The sequence below is a fragment of the Neisseria sp. CP9 genome (genome assembly GCF_047758525.1).
In the GTDB taxonomy this organism is placed as follows: domain Bacteria; phylum Pseudomonadota; class Gammaproteobacteria; order Burkholderiales; family Neisseriaceae; genus Neisseria.
In genome coordinates this window covers 476,692-495,819 of sequence record NZ_CP180502.1, presented here as the reverse complement: position 1 = coordinate 495,819, position 19,128 = coordinate 476,692, and the positions used below count along the sequence as shown (strand labels likewise).

The following is a 19,128-nucleotide window of genomic DNA, read 5'->3' as shown; positions in this document are numbered from 1 at the left end:
CCATCTCGTCCGCCGAACCCGATTTAAAAACACCCGAAATAACCGATTCAAAAGGAATTGACCATGCTGATTTTACAAGCCGACCGCGACAGTCTGCTCAAGCCGCTGCAAGCCGTTACCGGTATCGTCGAACGCCGCCATACCCTGCCCATCCTCTCTAACGTCCTGCTCGAAAGCAAAGACGGTCAAACCAAACTTCTGGCGACCGACTTGGAAATCCAAATCAACACAGCCGGTCCGGAAAGTCAGGCGGGCGACTTCCGCATTACCACCAACGCCAAAAAATTCCAAGATATCCTGCGCGCCTTGCCCGACAGCGCCATCGTTTCGCTCGACTGGGCGGACAACCGTCTGACCCTGCGTGCAGGCAAATCACGCTTCGCCCTGCAAACCCTGCCTGCCGAAGACTTCCCGCTGATGAGCGTCGGCGAAGACATCAGCGCAGCGTTTTCCCTGTCGCAGGAGACTTTCAAAACCATGCTTTCGCAAGTCCAATACAGCATGGCAGTGCAAGACATCCGCTACTATCTCAACGGCTTGCTGATGCAGGTTGAAGGCAACCAACTGCGCCTCGTCGCCACCGACGGCCACCGCCTTGCCTACGCCGCCAGCCAAATCGAAGCCGAATTGCCCAAAACCGAAGTCATCCTGCCACGCAAAACCGTTTTGGAACTCTTCAAACTGCTGAACAACCCGTCCGAACCCATCAGCGTCGAACTGCTCAACAACCAAGTGCGCTTCCAATGCAACGGCACGACCATCGTCAGCAAAGTCATCGACGGCAAATTCCCCGACTTCAACCGCGTCATCCCGCTGGACAACGATAAAATCTTCCTCGTTTCCCGTACCCAACTTTTGGGCGCGCTTGAACGTGCCGCCATCCTTGCCAACGAAAAATTCCGCGGCGCGCGCCTGTTCCTGCAACCCGGCCTCTTGAGCGTCGTGTGCAGCAACAACGAGCAGGAAGAAGCCCGCGAAGAACTCGAAATCGCCTACCAAGGCGGCGAACTCGAAGTCGGCTTCAACATCGGCTATCTGATGGATGTATTGCGCAACATCCATTCCGACGATATGCAGCTCGCCTTCGGCGATGCCAACCGCTCGACCTTGTTTACCGTACCGAACAACCCGAACTTCAAATACATCGTTATGCCGATGCGCATTTGATACGGCAGTTGTTTTGAAATGAATAAAAAGGTCGTCTGAATAATTGGAAAGTTTAAGGTTATGAATTTTTTTAGAAAAACCATCTTTTTTCTGGTTGTCTTATCGATCTTGGCTGCCTGCGGTTCGTTCGTCTCGCAATATGTTTTAGGAATGGACCCTTGCGTTTTATGTATTTTGCAGCGCTTGTCGGTTTTGGCGGTCGGATTGGTGGCTTTGACGGCAGCCTTTTTCCGTCAGGCTTCTAAGATTGGCAGACTGTTCAGCGCCTTGTTGGTCAGTGTGCCTGCGGTTTATGGCGCGGGTGTTGCGGCCTATCAATTGTGGCTGCAAAGCCTGCCGCCGGGCAGTGCGCCGTCCTGCGGTGCGCCGTGGACTTTCCGTTTGAAGGATTGGCCGCTGTTTGACTGGTTTGAACCGATTGTGCGCGGCTTTGGCGATTGTGCTGTGCCAGACTATCTGCTGGGCATTGCTTTGCCGTACTGGAGCATCGCCTATTTCGGTTTTGTGATTGTGTTGGTGTGGTTTGCCTGGTTTAAAACCAAATAACAGCAAAGATCAAAAGGTCGTCTGAAAACCGAAAATCAGGTTTTCAGACGACCTTTGTTGTATTTGGTAACTATATGTTCCCGTTGTATAATTACAGGTTTGCAATTCAATAATAAATATACAGGAACCGCCATGACAGAATCCATCACCCGCGACAGTATGCAATACGATGTCGTGATTGTCGGCGCAGGCCCGTCGGGTTTGTCCGCCGCCATCAAACTCAAGCAGCTTGCCGAACAAAACGGGCGCGAAATCAGCGTTTGCGTGGTGGAGAAGGGTTCGGAAGCGGGCGCGCATTCGCTGGCGGGCGCGGTCATTGATCCGATTGCGCTGAATGAGTTGATTCCCGACTGGAAAAAGAAAGGCGCGCCGCTGACGCGCGCGGTAACGCAGGACAAAGTGTTGTTCCTGACGGAGAAAAAAGCGTTCAATCTGCCTATTACCCCTAATTTCGACAATCATGGCAACTATATCGTCAGCTTGGGCGAAGTCGTGCGCTGGTTGGCGGAGCAGGCAGAAAATATGGGCGTGGAAATCTATCCGGGCTTCGCCGCCGCCGAAGTGCTGTATCACGAAGACGGTTCGGTTAAAGGCATTGCAACCGGCAATATGGGCGTGGGTAAAGACGGCGAGCCGACCGACAGTTTCCAGCCCGGCATGGAGCTTTGGGCGCAGCAAACCCTGTTTGCCGAAGGTTGCCGCGGTTCGCTTTCCAAACAAGTCATCGAACGTTTCCAACTCGACCAAAACAGCCAGCCGCAAACTTACGGCTTGGGCATCAAAGAGATTTGGGAAGTGTCGTCTGAAAAACATCAGCCCGGCTTGGTGGTGCACAGCGCGGGCTGGCCGCTGGACAGCAAAACCTACGGCGGCGCGTTTGTTTACCATTTCGACGACAACAAAGTCGCCGTCGGTTTCGTGGTCGGTTTGGATTATCAAAATCCTTATCTGTCGCCGTTTGAAGAGTTCCAACGCTTCAAAACCCATCCCGAAATCCGCAAAACCTTCGAAGGCGGCCGCCGCATCGCTTATGGCGCGCGTTCGCTGATTGAAGGCGGTTTGCAAAGCCTGCCGAAGCTCTCGTTCAAAGGCGGCGTTTTAATCGGCGATGCGGCGGGTTTCCTCAATATGCCGCGCATCAAAGGCATTCATACCGCGATGAAATCCGCCATGCTCGCCGCCGAAGCCGTGTTCCCCTTGTTGGAAAACCTTGAAGAAGTGGAAAACTTCAACAACGGCAAAGAGGCGGCGGATTATCAGCAACGTTTTGAACAAAGCTGGCTGTATCAAGAGCTTTACGCCGCGCGTAACGTCCGTCCGTCATTCAAATGGGGCGTTTACCTCGGCTCAATCTATACCGGCATTGACCAGATGATTTTCAGAGGCAAGGCCCCGTGGACCTTGAAACATCACGGCAAAGACAACGAGCAACTCAAAAAAGCCGCCGCGTGCAAGCCGATTGATTATCCGAAACCCGACGGCGTGTTGACCTTCGACCGCTTAAGCAGCGTCTTCCTCGCCAATCTTGCGCACGAAGAAAACCAGCCCGACCATTTGGTGCTGAAAAATCCGCAAACGATGATAGACGTGAACTACAAAGAATACGCCTCGCCCGAAACGCGCTATTGTCCGGCCGGTGTGTATGAAATCGTCGAAGAAAACGGCAGTCCGCGCCTGCAAATCAACGCCGCCAACTGCGTTCACTGCAAAACGTGCGACATCAAAGACCCGACGCAAAACATCACTTGGATTTGCCCAGAAGGTGCGAGTGGACCGAATTATGGCGGGATGTAGGTTTCGGCGGTAACTTTGGCTAAGTTGGGCAAACATTTGCCGCGCCAGATAAAGAAAGGTCGTCTGAAGATCTTGATTTCAAGTTTTCAGACGACCTTTTGGGTTTTTGCAAGAAATAGGCGTTAACAGAATATCGTTGATTTATAGTGGATTAACTTTAAACCAGTACGGCGTTGCCTTGCCGTACTATCTGTACTGTCTGCGGCTTCGTCGCCTTGTCCTGATTTAAATTTAATCCACTATACCTGATTACGGTACGCATTCATCCGCGCTTGAGATTTGTGTTGAATCGGCTGTGCTTTTAAAGGCGCATTTTGTCTTATCCGTAACGCCGCTGGAAATCGCTCATAAAGTCCGCCAAAGCCTGTACGCCTTCGAGCGGCATGGCGTTGTAAATGCTGGCGCGCATACCGCCGACGGTTTTGTAGCCTTTGAGCAGGCACAGGCCTTGCAGTTCGGCTTCGAGGACGAAGCGGCGGTCGAGTTCGGCGGAGGCGGTTTGGAAGACGACGTTCATTTTGGAGCGGGCATCGGGGCGGATTCGGTTGATGTAGAAGCCGCCGCTGTTGTCGATGGCGTCGTAAAGCGTTTGGGCTTTGATGTTGTTGACGGCTTCGATTTTCTTCACGCCGCCTTGTGTCAGCAGCCAGCGGAACACTAAACCTGACATATAAATGGCGTAGGTTGACGGGGTGTTGTACATGCCGTCGCGGTTGATGTGGGAACGGTAGTTGAAAACGTCGGGAATGCTGTCGGGGCAGCGGTCGAGCAGGTCTTCTCGGGTGATGACGACGGTTGTGCCGGCAGGACCGATATTTTTTTGTGCGCCCGCGTAAATCAGCCCGTAGTCGGAAACGTCAAATTCGCGCGAGAGGATTTCGCTGGACATATCGCAAACGAGCGGCGGCAGGTCGTCTGAAAGTTTGGGAACGGTTTGGTATTGCAGACCGTTGACGGTTTCGTTGATGGCGAAGTGGACGAAGGCGGAGTTTTTGTCTATGTCCCAAGTTTCGACGGGCGGCAGGGCGGTGTAGTCGAATTGTTCGCCGCCGTGTGCCGCCAGTCGGATTTCGGCATCGGTCAGGCGGCTCATTTGTTCGTAAGCAATGCGGCTCCAGTTGCCCGTTACCACTGCGTCGGCAGACGGAAAGCCATGCGCCAGGTTCATGGCGACCATGTTGAATTGCGTGGTCGCGCCGCCTTGCAGGAACAGGATTTTGTAGTTGGAAGGAATGTTCAGCAGCGTGCGCAGGTCTTGTTCGGCATGATGGAGGATGCTGAGAAACATTTCCGAGCGGTGGCTCATCGCCATGACGGGGAAGCCTGTGCCGTTGTAGTCGAGCATTTCTTGTTGTGCGGTACGCAATACGGCTTCGGGCAGGACGGCGGGACCTGCGGAAAAGTTGTAGATGGGGCGGGCGGACATGGCGAGGCCTTTTTGTTTCGATGATAACAGCTTTGGATTTTAGAATGACGGCGTGCTTCGTGCAAGCCGTATGGCAGGAAAATGGGGTCGTCTGAAAAAGAAAGATTGGAAATAAAATGATTATTATCAATGGGTAAGGTTTAATGGCGATTTTTCAGACGACCGTTTTTGTCAACAATTTTAAGCTTGGTTTTATGCTGCCAGGCGTATCCATTCTATGAGGTCGTCTGAAAAAAGCCGCGATAAATCAACGCTTTTCTTTTGAGTGGAAAGCGGTTATAATAAGCCAATTTTTCAATTTTGACGAAAAATGGCCACGGGGCCATTTTTTTGTTTATGTACTCCGGGAGATTCATGGATATTCAAACAATTCTCGAAAAAACCCTGCCGGGTTTGGGCTACGAACTGGTCGATTTCGAGCTGACTGCGCAAGGCACGCTGCGCGTGTTCATCGATAAGGAAGGCGGTATCACCGTCGAAGACTGCGCGACTGTCAGCAATCATTTGAGCCGCGTGTTCATGGTGGAAGACATCGATTATAAAAATCTGGAAATTTCCAGCCCCGGCCTTGACCGGCCTCTGAAAAAAGCCGCCGATTTCGTGCGCTTTGCAGGACAACAGGCAAAAATCAAAACCCGCCTGCCGGTTGACGGACAAAAGAATTTTATCGGCCGCATCGAGGGTTGTGAAAACGATACCGTAACGCTCTCTTTCGACGGCAAAACCGCGCAAATCGGCTTGGATAATATCGATAAAGCCCGCCTGCGCCCCGAATTTAAATTTTAAAACTTGATATTGGAGATTCTAAAAAATGAGTCGCGAAATGTTGCAACTTGCCGAAGCGTTGGCAAGCGAGAAAAACGTTGAAGCGGAAGTGGTATTCCAAGCATTGGAATTTGCTCTTTCTACCGCAGCCAAGAAAAAAGCCGACCGCGAGCATATGGACGTGCGCGTCGAAATCGACCGCGATACCGGCGAATACCATACTTACCGCCGCTGGCTGATTGTTGCCGACGAGGATTACACCTATCCCGACCTGGAAAAAACCATCGAAGAAATCCAAGAAGAAATTCCGGGTACCGACATTCAAATCGGCGACTACTACGAAGAAACGCTGCCGAACGAAGGCTTTGGCCGCCAAGCCGCGCAAACTGCCAAACAAATCATCCTGCAACGCATCCGCGATGCCGAGCGCGAGCAAAATCTGAACGAATTCTTGGCCGTTAAGGAAGACATCGTTTCAGGTACGGTAAAACGCGTAGAGCGCCACGGCATCATCGTCGAAGTCGTCCCGGGCAAGCTGGACGCGCTGATTCCGCGCGAACAAATGATTCCGCGTGAAAACTTCCGCGGCGGCGACCGTATCCGCGCGCTGTTTTTGCGTGTGGACGAAATCGGCAACACTGGCCGCAAACAAGTCATCCTCAGCCGTACTTCGGGCGATTTCCTCGCAAAACTGTACGAAATGGAAGTACCTGAAATTGCAGACGGTTTGTTGGAAATCCGCGAAGTGGCGCGCGATCCGGGCCAACGTGCGAAAGTGGCGGTCAAAGCCAACGACCAACGCATCGATCCGCAAGGCACTTGTATCGGCGTGCGCGGCTCCCGTGTGAACGCCGTCAGCAACGAATTGGCAGGCGAGCGCATTGATGTGGTGCTGTGGTCGTCTGAAACTGCCGAGTTCGTGATGAACGCACTGTCTCCTGCCGAAGTCAGCCGTATCGTGATTGACGAAGACAAACACGCGGTTGACGTGATTGTCGCCGAAGACCAGCTTGCGCTTGCTATCGGCCGCGGCGGTCAAAACGTGCGCTTGGCATCTGATTTGACAGGTTGGCAGTTGAACATCATGACTGTCGAAGAAGCGGACGAACGCACTGCTGCCGAAGACGCAGCCATCCGCGACCTCTTCACCGCGCATCTGAACATCGACGACGAAACCGCCGATATTTTGGTAGAAGAAGGTTTTGCCACGCTGGAAGAAGTTGCTTACGTTCCGGCTGCCGAATTGCTCGCCATCGAAGGCTTTGACGAAGAAATCGTCGAAACCCTGCGCAACCGCGCGCGCGATGCGATTCTGACCATGGCGATTGCGTCCGAAGAGAAGCTGGAAGAAGTTTCAGACGACATGCGCAATCTGGACGGCGTAGATTCCGATATGCTCCGCAAACTGGCGGAAGCCGGCGTAACCACCCGCGACGATCTGGCGGAACTGGCCGTTGACGAACTGATTGAAATAACCGGTGTAGATGAAGAAGCGGCGAAAAAAGTGATTCTTGCCGCCCGCGAACACTGGTTTACTGAAGAGAACTAATGGGGGTACAGATGAGTAACACAACCGTAGAACAATTTGCCGCCGAACTGAAACGCCCCGTCGATGATTTGCTGAAACAACTGAAAGAAGCCGGCGTCAATAAAAACAGCGGCAGCGATTCCCTGACGCTGGACGACAAACAACTGCTGAACGCCTATCTGAAAAAGAAAAACGGCAATGACGGCGGAACCATCAGCATCCGCCGCAAAAAAACCGAAGTCAGCACTGTCAGCGGCGTCAAAGTCGAACGCAAACGCGGCCGTTCCGTAACGATTCCTTCGCCGGAAGAGCTTGCCGCCGAAGCTAAAGCCAAAGCAGTAGCTGAAGCGCAAAAAGCCGAGCAGACAGAAGCGAAAGACCAAGCCACAGAACAGGCAAAAGCCGAAGCTGAGGCCGCCGCCCGTGCCGAAGCGCGTGCGAAAGCCGAAGCGGAAGCTGCGAAGTTGAAGGCTGCCAAAGCGGCAAAAGCCGAGCCGAAAGCCAAAGCGGAAGAAGCAAAACCTGTTGAAGCGGCTGAAAAACCTGCCGAAGTGAAAGCAGCTGAAAGCAAAGCCGACGACAAACCGGCAGAACCTGCTGCACAAGCAGTTCAGGCTGAAGACAAACCTGCCCAAAGGTCGTCTGAAAAACCTGCCGAAGGCAAAGCCAAGCCTAAACAAGACAAAGGCAATAAAGGCAAAGACGCGAAAAAAGCAGCCAAACCCGCTGCCCCTGCCGCTCCGCAACCTGTGGTCAGCGCGGAAGAGCAAGCGCAACGCGACGAAGAAGCACGCCGCGCCGCCGCTTTACGCGCCCATCAAGAAGCCTTGTTGAAAGAAAAACAAGAGCGTCAGGCGCGCCGCGAAGCCATGAAACAACAGGCGGATCAGCAAGCCAAGCCCGCAGCCGAAGCCAAAGCTGCCGAGCAGCGCAAGCCTGCCGAAAAAGCCAAAGCCGCGCCCGCAGAAGGCAAAGCCGCTAATCCTGCCCGTGCGAAAAAAGAAGACCGCCACAACCGCGACGATGACAACCAAGGCCGAAACGCCAAAGGCAAAGGCGGTAAAGGCGGACGCGACCGCAATGCGCGCAACGGCGACGACGAGCGCGTACGCAGCGGTAAAAAAGGTAAGAAACTCAAACTCGAGCCGAACCAACACGCCTTCCAAGCGCCGACCGAACCTGTCGTACACGAAGTCTTGGTTCCTGAAACCATTACCGTTGCCGATTTGGCGCACAAAATGGCAGTCAAAGGCGTGGAAGTGGTCAAAGCCCTGATGAAAATGGGCATGATGGTCACCATCAACCAATCCATCGACCAAGACACTGCCCTGATTGTGGTGGAAGAACTCGGCCACATCGGCAAACCTGCCGCCGCCGACGATCCCGAAGCATTCTTGGATGAAGGCGTGGAAGCTGTGGAAGCCGAAGCGCTGCCACGTCCGCCGGTGGTTACCGTCATGGGTCACGTCGACCACGGTAAAACCTCGCTGTTGGACTACATCCGCCGCGCCAAAGTGGTACAAGGCGAAGCGGGTGGCATTACCCAGCACATCGGCGCATACCACGTTGAAACCCCGCGCGGCGTGATTACCTTCTTAGATACCCCGGGTCACGAAGCGTTTACCGCCATGCGCGCGCGCGGTGCGAAAGCAACCGACATCGTGATTCTCGTGGTCGCAGCTGACGACGGCGTGATGCCGCAAACCATCGAAGCCATTGCCCACGCTAAAGCAGCGGGCGTACCGATGGTGGTTGCCGTCAACAAAATCGATAAAGAAGCTGCCAACCCCGAGCGCATCCGCCAAGAGTTGACCGCACACGAAGTCGTGCCGGACGAATGGGGCGGCGATGTACAATTTATCGACGTTTCCGCCAAAAAAGGCATCAATATCGACGCGTTGCTCGAAGCCGTATTGCTTGAAGCTGAAGTTTTGGAACTGACCGCCCCTGTCGATGCACCCGCCAAAGGCATCATCGTTGAGGCACGTTTGGACAAAGGCCGCGGCGCGGTCGCCACCCTCTTGGTGCAAAGCGGTACGCTGAAAAAAGGCGATATGCTGCTTGCCGGCACCGCGTTCGGTAAAATCCGCGCGATGGTCGATGAAAACGGTAAAGCCGTCAACGAAGCCGGCCCGTCCATTCCGGTCGAAATCCTCGGCTTGTCCGACGTGCCGAATGCCGGCGAAGACGCAATGGTGTTGGCAGACGAGAAAAAAGCCCGCGAAATCGCGCTCTTCCGCCAAGGCAAATACCGCGACGTGCGCCTTGCCAAACAGCAGGCGGCGAAGCTGGAAAATATGTTCAACAACATGGGCGAAAACCAAGCCCAATCCTTGTCGGTCATCATCAAAGCAGACGTACAAGGTTCTTACGAAGCTTTGGCGGGCAGCCTGAAAAAACTGTCCACAGACGAAGTGAAAGTGAACGTATTGCACAGCGGCGTGGGCGGTATTACCGAATCGGACGTCAACCTTGCCATCGCTTCAGGCGCGTTCATCATCGGCTTTAACGTGCGTGCAGACGCTTCTTCGCGCAAACTTGCCGAAAATGAAAACGTGGAAATCCGCTACTACAACATCATTTACGATGCCATTGACGACGTCAAAGCAGCCATGAGCGGCATGCTGGCGCCGGAAGAGAAAGAGCAGGTTACCGGTATGGTCGAAATCCGTCAGGTCATCAGCGTATCCAAAGTCGGCAACATCGCAGGCTGTATGGTTACCGACGGCGTGGTCAAACGTGATTCCCATATCCGCCTCATCCGCAACAACGTGGTCATCCACACCGGCGAACTGTCTTCTTTGAAACGCTACAAAGACGACGTCAAAGAAGTCCGCATGGGCTTCGAGTGCGGCTTGATGATCAAAGGCTACAACGAAATTATGGAAGGCGACCAACTGGAATGCTTCGACATCGTCGAAGTTGCCCGTTCGCTGTAATTTCCCGTTGTAAATAAAAGGTCGTCTGAAAACCTCATCCATTAGGTTTTCAGACGACCTTTTCATTTTATAGCGGATTGGATTGGCGCAGTACGGCGTTGCCCAACGCTTAATCTTGATTTGAATTCAATTTGACATAAATGATAAACAAATTAATCAATTGAAATATAAATTCCGATTAAATAATGTTTTGAGAAAGAGTTAGAACTTGTTGAGGATAAAGCAGTCTAAGGAAGCCACGCAGTTCGACTGAGTGTAACGATTCAATCAATAAATTACGATCCCCCCAATCTGGTTATTTATCCCATCTCCCCGGATAGGCAACCGTCAGCTCACGGAAAAAATAATATCATGGATACAAAACAAGTCTTTCGCGCAATCGTTTCTGAAGAATCCGCCGCACACTCCGCATCTTTGGAAAAGTCATCCGAACCCAAGGTTTTTCAAGGAACCAAGGGCAATGATGTCTATTATGCCACCCATACCGCAGACAACATTGTGGAAAAGGCAAATGAAGGACAGGATACCGTTTATAGCAATGTCAGCTACACCTTGCCGAACAATGTCGAAAACTTGGTTTTGACCGGTTCGGATAATATTTATGGCGCGGGCAACAATTCAGACAACGTATTGGTCGGCAACAGCGGTAACAACCGCCTGTACAGCGGGCGCGGCAATGATACGGTTTACGGGGGCGCAGGTCACGACAACATCAACGGGGGAGACGGCGACGACCAACTGTTCGGCGATGAAGGCAACGATATCTTGGATGGCGCGGCAGGAAACGACGTATTGCAAGGGGGTGAAGGCAACGATACCTATTTGTTCGGCGAAAAAAGCGGCAAAGATACAGTAATTGACCGCCAAGGCAGCAACAGCATCCGCTTTTTAGACGGTCTCAGCGCAGACGATCTGACGGTTACCGCCGTGCGCAATGCAGAAGGCGGACAGGACTGGCGTATCGCAGTGAAACACACCCAATCCGTCCTGACCATTTCCAATCAATACCAAGAAGGCAGCAATATGCCTTCCGTCCAACGGTTTGTTTTCGCAAACGGCACATTAAACCTCAACCAATTCATCAAAGCCACCCAAGCGCAAGTAGAAATACGCGACAATGCAGGCGAACGTATTGAAGGTACGGAAGGAAACGACGCGCTGAACGGCACCGTCGGCAACGACGTCATCGACGGCAAAGCAGGCGTGGACATGATGCGCGGCGGCATCGGAGACGATACTTACTATGTGGATAACGCAAAAGATGTTGTCGTTGAGAATAGCGGCGAAGGCAATGATACCGTGATCAGCAGCGTTTCTTATACCGCCTCAACCCACGTTGAAAACGTTACCCTGACCGGCAACGCCAATATCTACGCGGCAGGCAACAACAGCAATAACACCCTGACCGGCAACGACGGACACAACCGTCTCAACAGCGGCCGCGGCAACGATACCGTTTACGGCATGGGCGGCAACGACAACATTAACGGCGGCGACGGCAATGACTATTTGGACGGCGGCGATGGCAACGACACCATCAACGGCGACGCAGGCGACGACACTTTAATCGGAGGAGCAGGCAAAGATATGTTGAAAGGCGGAACAGGCAACGACACCTATATTTACGGCAGCGACGATACGATTATCGACAATCAAGGCAACAATACCCTGAAGTTTTCAGACGACCTCCGTGTCAGCGACATCAAAGTAAACGTCATCGACAATGCCGACGGCAGCAAAAACTGGGAAATCACATCCGCCAACGGCTCGGCAACCATTCAAAACCAAGTTGACGCCCAAGGACATATTTCCATCAACCAATTCCAATTCCTCGGCGAAAACTATACGGCCGAAACCCTGCTCAAAGCCGTCAACACCGGAAAAGCCGAACAAGGCATCAAAAATGAAGGCACACCGAACGACGATGTGATTGTCGGCAGCAAGTTTAATGACGAATTAAGTTCCGGCACAGACGGCAGGGACGTGATTTACGGCATGGACGGCGACGACATTATCCGAGACGAAGGCACGACCTACTGGGGCAACGAATGGTCTTCAGACGACAAACTGTACGGCGGAAACGGCAATGACAAACTGTATGCACGGGTCGGAGCCGATTACCTCGACGGCGGTGCAGGCGACGATTATCTGGAAGGCGGAGACGGGCGCGATACCTATGTCTTCGGCAAAGGATACGGACACGACACCATTTTCGACTTCGGTTTCGATATCGACGAAGAATTCAATCCCACCTCCATCAGCAACGCCGTAAAATTTACCGGCGGCTTGACATTGGATGACTTGAATATTTCCGTGACCCCGGGTTACGACAAAACCGGCATCGACTACACGCCCAATCCGTTCGACTTCACCATCAACCCCCGTCTGAACGGCAACACATGGACCGTTTCCATCAAAGGCAGCAATGACGTATTGACGATTAAAAACCAAATGGGTTCGCAAGGCGCCATATCCGAGTTCCAATTCGACAACGGCACATACAGCACGGAACAAATCATCGAACATTTCGGCTTGAAAGTATCCCATGTCCGCAAAGACGGCACGATTATTCAATACCTGAATGACGACAGCGATACCTTTGAGCAACGGCTGTACGAAGGTTCCAACCGCATTATTCACGGCACCGACAACGGCGATACCGTCAGCGTTTCAGGCAACTACGGCGGCAAAACCACCTTTATCGGCGGCAGCGGCGACGATACCGTCAAAGTCGGACACGACAGCACCATTGATGCCGGCGCAGGCAATGACACCATTTCCGGCGGCAGCTATGCCAATACGATTACCTTCGGCAAAGGCAGCGGGCATGACAAATTGTCGCTGAACGCAAGCGGCGAGGACAATACCGTATTGTTCTCAGGCAACCTGACGCTGAAAGACATCGATTTGGAAATCAATAAAGCAGGAAACAACAAAGAGAACTGGGTGGTCAAACTCAAAGGCAGCGACGACACCCTGACCGTCTTGGATGCCGTCCACTCCTCAGATGGCGGCGATACCGTAGACGCGTTCAAGTTTGCCGCTTCAGGCGAAACATACAGCATGTCGCAATTCCTGACCGCTTTGGGACACGATACCGCCCATCAAGGCGTTTTGTAAGTTTCACAAAGCAATACGGCAGCATTGTCGATTGATTTGTTTTTTCAGACGACCCCTGAAAGATTAGGGGTCGTCTGAAACTTTATTGTGTGGCGATAGACGATAAAGAGAAAACAGCCCATCTGATTTCGACCGGGTTGCTTGGGGAACAGGGTAAAGTAAGAATATGATTGATGTTCAAAAATAAGGAATAAACCGATGAAGCATATATTATTAATGGCTGCCATGATTTTAAGCAGTTTCGCTAACGCAAACGAAATGAGCAATCCTTGTGTCTATCATCCCGATTTGCTGGGATGCGCGGGAGGTAATGCTCCTAGGAGACAAACAAGGCAAGTGATTAATATCCCTGATCGTTGGGGCGCTATTTATTACAATGCTGCCAATCGAGCTATTGGAGTGTCTGAAAACAATACTAAAGGGGAAGAAGATGCAAGACGAGAGGCGTTGGAAAGTTGTATTAAGAATGGCGGCGGTAAAAATCCAATATCTAGGAAAGGACAAGGGTGTCATGTTGTAAGTGAATATCGCAACGGGTGTTCTGCCATTGCAGTGGGGGGCGAGCTTGGAAAAGGTAAAATGGCATCACAAAGTGATCCTTATTTAGAAAAAGCAGAACAAAAAGCTATTGCTATTTGTGAGAAGGGAAAACCTTTCAAATGCGAAATTAAATATTCAGGCTGTTCCCGTCATCCTGACTATCTCCGTTACTAAATGAATTTTCAGACGACCCCAAATATTCAGAGGTCGTCTGAAAACTTATTTTGCATCGATAGGAACGAAAGCGGTGCCGAGTTATACGGCAGGGTTTTGAGAGAAACGAATAGCGGAAAAGATTAAGAGGTATAAAGATGAAGAAGATATTTTTGGTGTTGTTGGCTTTGAATAGTTTTACCGTCTTGGGCAACCCTTTGGGAGGGAATCCGACTGACGGTTATTGCCAAACTGTCGATGGCAGCGCGTGCGGTTGGGGAGGTGGCAGTTCGTCTTCTCGACGGGTGTATAAAGTGCCGAACCGTTGGGGTGCGATTTATTTTAATCCTGTTAATAAAGCGGTTGGATATTCTGAAAATAATACAAAAAGTGAAGAATCAGCTAATAAAGAAGCTTTAGCAAACTGTATTAAGGCAGGCGGAGGTGAAAATCCTGTAACGAGAAGCGATGGCAAAGGCTGTCGTCGGATGAGCCAATATCGCAATGTATGTGTCGCTTTTGCTGTTGGTCCTGATAGAAATAAGGAAAGTCGTAGTGGGTTTGCTGTGATAAATGACGATTATGTTGAAAAGGCAGAGCAAAAAGCATTGGATGAATGCGGACGATATTCTGATAAATGTGCTATTAAATATTCAGGTTGTTCCCGTCACCCTGATTACCGCTATTGATTGATTTTATTTTTCAGACGACCTCCAAATGTTCAGAGGTCGTCTGAAAAGCCCTTCGCTTTCCGTTCCGACAAAAACCGTTTTAAAACCGACCGCGCTTTGATGTGCGGTTTTTTGTTGTCTGTGTTTTGTTTGTTTTCGGTTTCAGACGACCTTGTTTTCTAAACGGCATTGGGGTCGTCTGAAAAATAGGGAAAACAGGGAGGGCGGTTGTCGCGGGATGGGGAGGGATTCAATTTGTTGGAGGAGGGGGGTAGGGTAGGGATAGGTGGGTAAAGAGGGGTGTTCTGTGCGTATGGCGGTTAAACGGGGACGGGCTGTTGCCGAAATGAAAGTAGGCAGGCATCAAAAAAGGTCGTCTGAACATTTTCAGACGACCTTTTGCAGGGTATTCAAGCTAGGATTTATTTATCGCGGCTGAATACGATTTTGGTTGCTTGGATGGCTACGCAGATTGCACCGCCGATGAAGATCAAGTCGGCTGCTGTGCGTACCCAGCGCAGGGTGTCGAGGATTTCCATTTGCAGGAATTCTTCGCTACGGGCATACCACAGACCATGAGTGATGGAGGCGTATGCTTGAATCGCGCCGACAGGCAGCAGGCTGATGGCGATCATGCCGACCAAGCCGCCGTTGAGCAGCCAGAAGCCCCAAGTCATGAGTTTGTCGTCGAATTTTGCGTTTGGTTTCAGGTAGCGGGCAACCAGCAAGACGAAGCCCAGTGCCAAGAAACCGTACACACCAAACAAGGCTGCGTGTGCGTGAACTGCGGTAGTGTTCAGACCTTGGATGTAGAACAGGGAAATCGGCGGGTTAATCAGGAAGCCGAATACGCCGGCACCGATCATGTTCCAGAAGGCAACTGCTACGAAGCACATCAGCGGCCAACGCAGGCGTTTCGCCCATTCGGACAGGTGTTGGTAAGACCAGTGTTCGTAAGCTTCACGACCCAGCAATACCAGCGGTACGACTTCCAATGCGGAGAAGCAGGCACCGATTGCCATAGAGGCGGAGGTAGAACCGGAGAAGTACAGGTGGTGCAGCGTACCCGGGATACCGCCCAACATGAAGATGGCGGCGGCAGCCAGAGTGGATGCGGTAGCGGTACTGCGACGGACGAAGCCCATGTTGTAGAAGATGAAGGCAAAGGCTGCGGTAGCAAATACTTCGAAGAAGCCTTCTACCCACAGGTGAACTACCCACCAGCGCCAGTATTCCATCACGGCAATCGGGGATTTTTCGCCGTAGAACAGACCGGGCGCGTAGAACACGCCGACACCGACCATAGAGGCAACGAAGATTGCCAGCAGGTTTTTGTCCACGCCTTTTTCTTTAAAGGCGGAGATGGTGCAGCGCAGCATCAGGAACAGCCACAACAGCAGACCGACCATCAGCAGGAGTTGCCAGAAACGGCCCAAATCGAGGTATTCGTAACCTTGGTGTCCGAACCAGAAGTTGAGATCGGGGCGAATGATGTGGGTCAGGGCGAAGAAGTTACCTGCATAAGAACCGCCGACTACGATGAACAGGGCGATATAGAGGAAGTTTACGCCGGCACGTTGGAACTTGGGATCTTTGCCGCCGTTCACAATCGGAGCCAAGAACAGACCTGCTGTCAGGAAGCCGGTTGCAATCCAGAAGATGGCGGATTGGATGTGCCAAGTACGGGTCAATGCGTAGGGGAACCAGTCGGACATTTCGAAGCCCAGTGCTTCGTCGATGCCGTAGAAACCTTGACCTTCGACGGTGTAGTGCGCGGTCAGACCGCCCAGCAACACTTGTACCACAAACAGGGCGACTGTCAGGAAGACGTATTTGCCCAATGCTTTTTGGGAAGGAGTCAGCTGTACTTTGGAAATCGGGTCTTCAGTCGGAACTTCTACTTCTTCGTGTTTGGTCAGGAAGGAGTAACCCCACATCAGCAGGCCGATACCCATCAAGAGCAATACAACGCTGGTGAACGACCACATGTAGTTTTCAGTAGTCGGTACGTTGTTGATCAGAGGCTCGTGCGGCCAGTTGTTGGTGTAGGTGAAAGTTTCGTCAGGACGGTTGGTCGAGGCAGACCATGAAGTCCAGAAGAAGAAGTTGAACAGTTTTTCACGCGCTTCTTTACTTGGCAATGTGTTGTTTTTCATTGCGAAGTGTTCGCGGGTCGTCTGAAGGGCGGGATCATCGCTGTATACGCCGTGGTAGTAAGGCAGGATGCTCTCAATGGCTTTGACACGGGTATCGCTGATGACGACGCTGCCGTCTTCTTTAATACGGCTTTGGTTGCGGTATTCGTCGGCAAGGCGGGTTTTCAGTACGGCTTGTTCTTCAGGAGAAACTTCGTTGAATTTTTTGCCGTAAGTCTCTTGCGCAGTCAAATCCAACCATGCGACAAGCTCGCGGTGCAGCCAGTCGGCTGTCCAGTCCGGAGCCTGGTATGCGCCGTGTCCCAATACGGAACCGACTTCCATACCGCCGGTGGTTTGCCAGGCTGATTGACCTGCCAAAATATCGTCTTTGGTCATCAGCTGAGTGCCTGATGCCGAAACGACTCTCTCAGGATAAGGCGGGGCTTTTTTATAAACCTCGCTGCCCATGTAGCCAAGAATGGTAAAGCAGACTGCCAGGACGGCAAACAGCAAGTACCATAGCTTCTTGTACTGTCCCATTTCAGAACTCCTTATTTTGGTAAAAAGTGGTTGCTTATAAATTCATACTATATGAATGTTAAAGATTGTAGCACTCTTTTCAGGCAAAAGAAATATTCTCTTAACAACAATCTTTAAAAAACAGATATATAGTCAATAATAATTCTTATTATCAAAAATACGGTGGCATTTTTGTAAAGAATTGGATAAAACATGTGAGCAATAATAGATGATTTGATGTAGTTTTATCTAGTTATTAAGTAGTAAAATGGGTAGTAAAAGTTCATCTTTGATGAATTAATTGATTTAGGTCAAGATATAGCGGTAAAACCACCTACATAATCCTACAAAAGTTCACAAGAGATGCCTTTCAGACGACCCGGAATAAGGCAGTTTGAAAGAGCCGAAAGCGGTATGCCGCGGATGACAAAGGTTGAAAAAATATACCCTGACCTTCTTAAAATAGTTATTAAAGGAAATGACAACTATGAAACGCCAAGCTTTAGCTGCAATCATTGCTTCAGTTTTTGCTTTAGCCGCCTGTGGTGAGCAAGCTGCCCAAAAACCTGCCGAGCAAACCGCTTCCGCTTCCGCTCCTGCAGCTTCCGAGGCTCCTGCTTCCGGTGCTCAAGCTGCTGCCGAAACTCCTGCTGCCGAGCTGCCTGTTATCGACGCGGTAACTACCCACGCTCCTGAAGTTCCGCCTGCCATCGACCGCGACCATCCTGCACGTGTCCGCGTGAAAATGGAAACCGTCGAAAAAACCATGAAAATGGACGATGGCGTGGAATACCACTACTGGACATTTAACGGCGACGTTCCGGGCCGCATGATCCGCGTACGCGAAGGCGATACCGTGGAAGTCGAATTCTCTAACAACCCGTCTTCTACTGTACCGCACAATGTTGACTTCCACGCTGCAACCGGTCCAGGCGGTGGTGCAGAAGCCAGCTTCACTGCTCCGGGCCGTACTTCTACATTCAGCTTCAAAGCCCTGCAACCCGGTCTGTATATCTACCACTGTGCCGTTGCCCCTGTCGGTATGCACATTGCCAACGGTATGTACGGTCTGATTTTGGTTGAACCTAAAGAAGGTCTGCCTAAAGTGGACAAAGAGTTCTACATCGTACAAGGCGACTTCTACACCAAAGGTAAAAAAGGTGCGCAAGGCCTGCAACCGTTCGATATGGACAAAGCCATCGCCGAGCAACCTGAATACGTTGTATTTAACGGTCACGTAGGCGCTATCGCCGGCGACAACGCCCTGAAAGCCAAAGCAGGCGAAACCGTTCGTATGTACGTTGGTAACGGTGGTCCGAACCTCGTTTCCTCCTTCCACGTTATCGGTGAGATCTTCGACAAAGTTTACGTAGAAGGCGGCAAACTGATCAACGAAAACGTACAAAGTACCCTGATTCCTGCCGGTGGTGCAGCGATTGTCGAATTTAAAGCCGACATCCCGGGCAGCTACACTGTGGTTGACCACTCTCTCTTCCGTGCGTTCAACAAAGGCGCGTTGGGTCAATTGAAAGTAGAGGGCGCAGAGAACCCTGAAATCATGACCAAAAAACTGGAAGACAAAGCCTATGCAGGTAGCGGTGCGGCTTCAGCCCCTGCCGCTTCAGCTCCGGCTGCCCCTGCATCTTCCGCAGCAGCGCCTGCTTCCGCAGCATCTGCAGGTAAAGGCGGCTACTAATCCAGTCATCTCGGCATAGAAACAGAAAAAAGCCACTGCTGTTCCGGCTGATGCAAGGACAACAGTGGCTTTCTTCCACAACCAATCGAAAGATTGGTTTTTCAGACGACCTATCAAGTATCGAAG

General features: G+C 51.6%; 12 protein-coding genes. 10 read left to right on the top strand and 2 right to left on the bottom strand.

Annotated features, from left to right (window positions below; translation table 11 throughout):
* Positions 1-63: 63 nt before the first annotated feature.
* The 3 genes from dnaN (at position 64) to ACMYUL_RS02245 (ending at position 3,507) form a co-directional block, all read left to right on the top strand.
* Complete coding sequence (gene dnaN / locus ACMYUL_RS02255; RefSeq protein WP_003758101.1) at positions 64-1,167, top strand: DNA polymerase III subunit beta; 1,104 nt, start codon at positions 64-66, stop codon at positions 1,165-1,167.
* Positions 1,168-1,227: 60 nt separating this feature from the next.
* Positions 1,228-1,713: a disulfide bond formation protein B gene (locus ACMYUL_RS02250; RefSeq protein ID WP_009312333.1), complete on the top strand. Its 486-nt coding sequence runs from the start codon at positions 1,228-1,230 to the stop codon at positions 1,711-1,713.
* A gap of 132 nt (positions 1,714-1,845) precedes the next feature.
* On the top strand, positions 1,846-3,507 hold the full coding sequence (locus tag ACMYUL_RS02245; protein ID WP_070514076.1) for an electron transfer flavoprotein-ubiquinone oxidoreductase: 1,662 nt from the start codon (positions 1,846-1,848) through the stop codon (positions 3,505-3,507).
* A 319-nt stretch (positions 3,508-3,826) separates the two neighbouring features.
* Here ACMYUL_RS02245 and serC read toward each other — a convergent pair whose 3' ends face one another.
* A complete protein-coding gene (gene serC, locus ACMYUL_RS02240) occupies positions 3,827-4,933 on the bottom strand; it encodes a phosphoserine transaminase (RefSeq protein ID WP_003777063.1) in 1,107 nt (368 codons plus the stop codon).
* Positions 4,934-5,287: 354 nt separating this feature from the next.
* Here serC and rimP point away from each other — a divergent pair, with 354 nt between their 5' ends.
* The 6 genes from rimP to ACMYUL_RS02210 all read left to right on the top strand — a co-directional run bounded on the left by rimP (position 5,288) and on the right by ACMYUL_RS02210 (position 14,667).
* A complete protein-coding gene (gene rimP, locus ACMYUL_RS02235; RefSeq protein WP_003741871.1) occupies positions 5,288-5,719 on the top strand; it encodes a ribosome maturation factor RimP in 432 nt (143 codons plus the stop codon).
* A gap of 25 nt (positions 5,720-5,744) precedes the next feature.
* Entirely contained in the window at positions 5,745-7,247 is a 1,503-nt protein-coding gene (nusA, locus tag ACMYUL_RS02230; RefSeq protein WP_003777064.1) for a transcription termination factor NusA, read from the top strand.
* A gap of 11 nt (positions 7,248-7,258) precedes the next feature.
* Positions 7,259-10,165: a translation initiation factor IF-2 gene (gene infB / locus ACMYUL_RS02225; RefSeq protein WP_147611951.1), complete on the top strand. Its 2,907-nt coding sequence runs from the start codon at positions 7,259-7,261 to the stop codon at positions 10,163-10,165.
* 351 nt (positions 10,166-10,516) lie between these two features.
* Positions 10,517-13,285 carry a calcium-binding protein gene (locus ACMYUL_RS02220; RefSeq protein WP_415771847.1) on the top strand — a complete coding sequence of 923 codons (2,769 nt, stop codon included), beginning with the start codon at positions 10,517-10,519 and terminating at the stop codon, positions 13,283-13,285.
* 198 nt (positions 13,286-13,483) lie between these two features.
* Positions 13,484-13,999: a DUF4189 domain-containing protein gene (locus tag ACMYUL_RS02215; protein WP_415771845.1), complete on the top strand. Its 516-nt coding sequence runs from the start codon at positions 13,484-13,486 to the stop codon at positions 13,997-13,999.
* A 137-nt stretch (positions 14,000-14,136) separates the two neighbouring features.
* On the top strand, positions 14,137-14,667 hold the full coding sequence (locus tag ACMYUL_RS02210) for a DUF4189 domain-containing protein (RefSeq protein ID WP_342031179.1): 531 nt from the start codon (positions 14,137-14,139) through the stop codon (positions 14,665-14,667).
* A 404-nt stretch (positions 14,668-15,071) separates the two neighbouring features.
* Here ACMYUL_RS02210 and ACMYUL_RS02205 read toward each other — a convergent pair whose 3' ends face one another.
* Positions 15,072-17,327 carry a nitric-oxide reductase large subunit gene (locus ACMYUL_RS02205; RefSeq protein WP_415771843.1) on the bottom strand — a complete coding sequence of 752 codons (2,256 nt, stop codon included), beginning with the start codon at positions 17,325-17,327 and terminating at the stop codon, positions 15,072-15,074.
* Positions 17,328-17,793: 466 nt separating this feature from the next.
* Here ACMYUL_RS02205 and nirK point away from each other — a divergent pair, with 466 nt between their 5' ends.
* Entirely contained in the window at positions 17,794-19,002 is a 1,209-nt protein-coding gene (gene nirK / locus ACMYUL_RS02200; protein ID WP_415771841.1) for a copper-containing nitrite reductase, read from the top strand.
* The last annotated feature ends 126 nt before the right edge of the window (positions 19,003-19,128 follow it).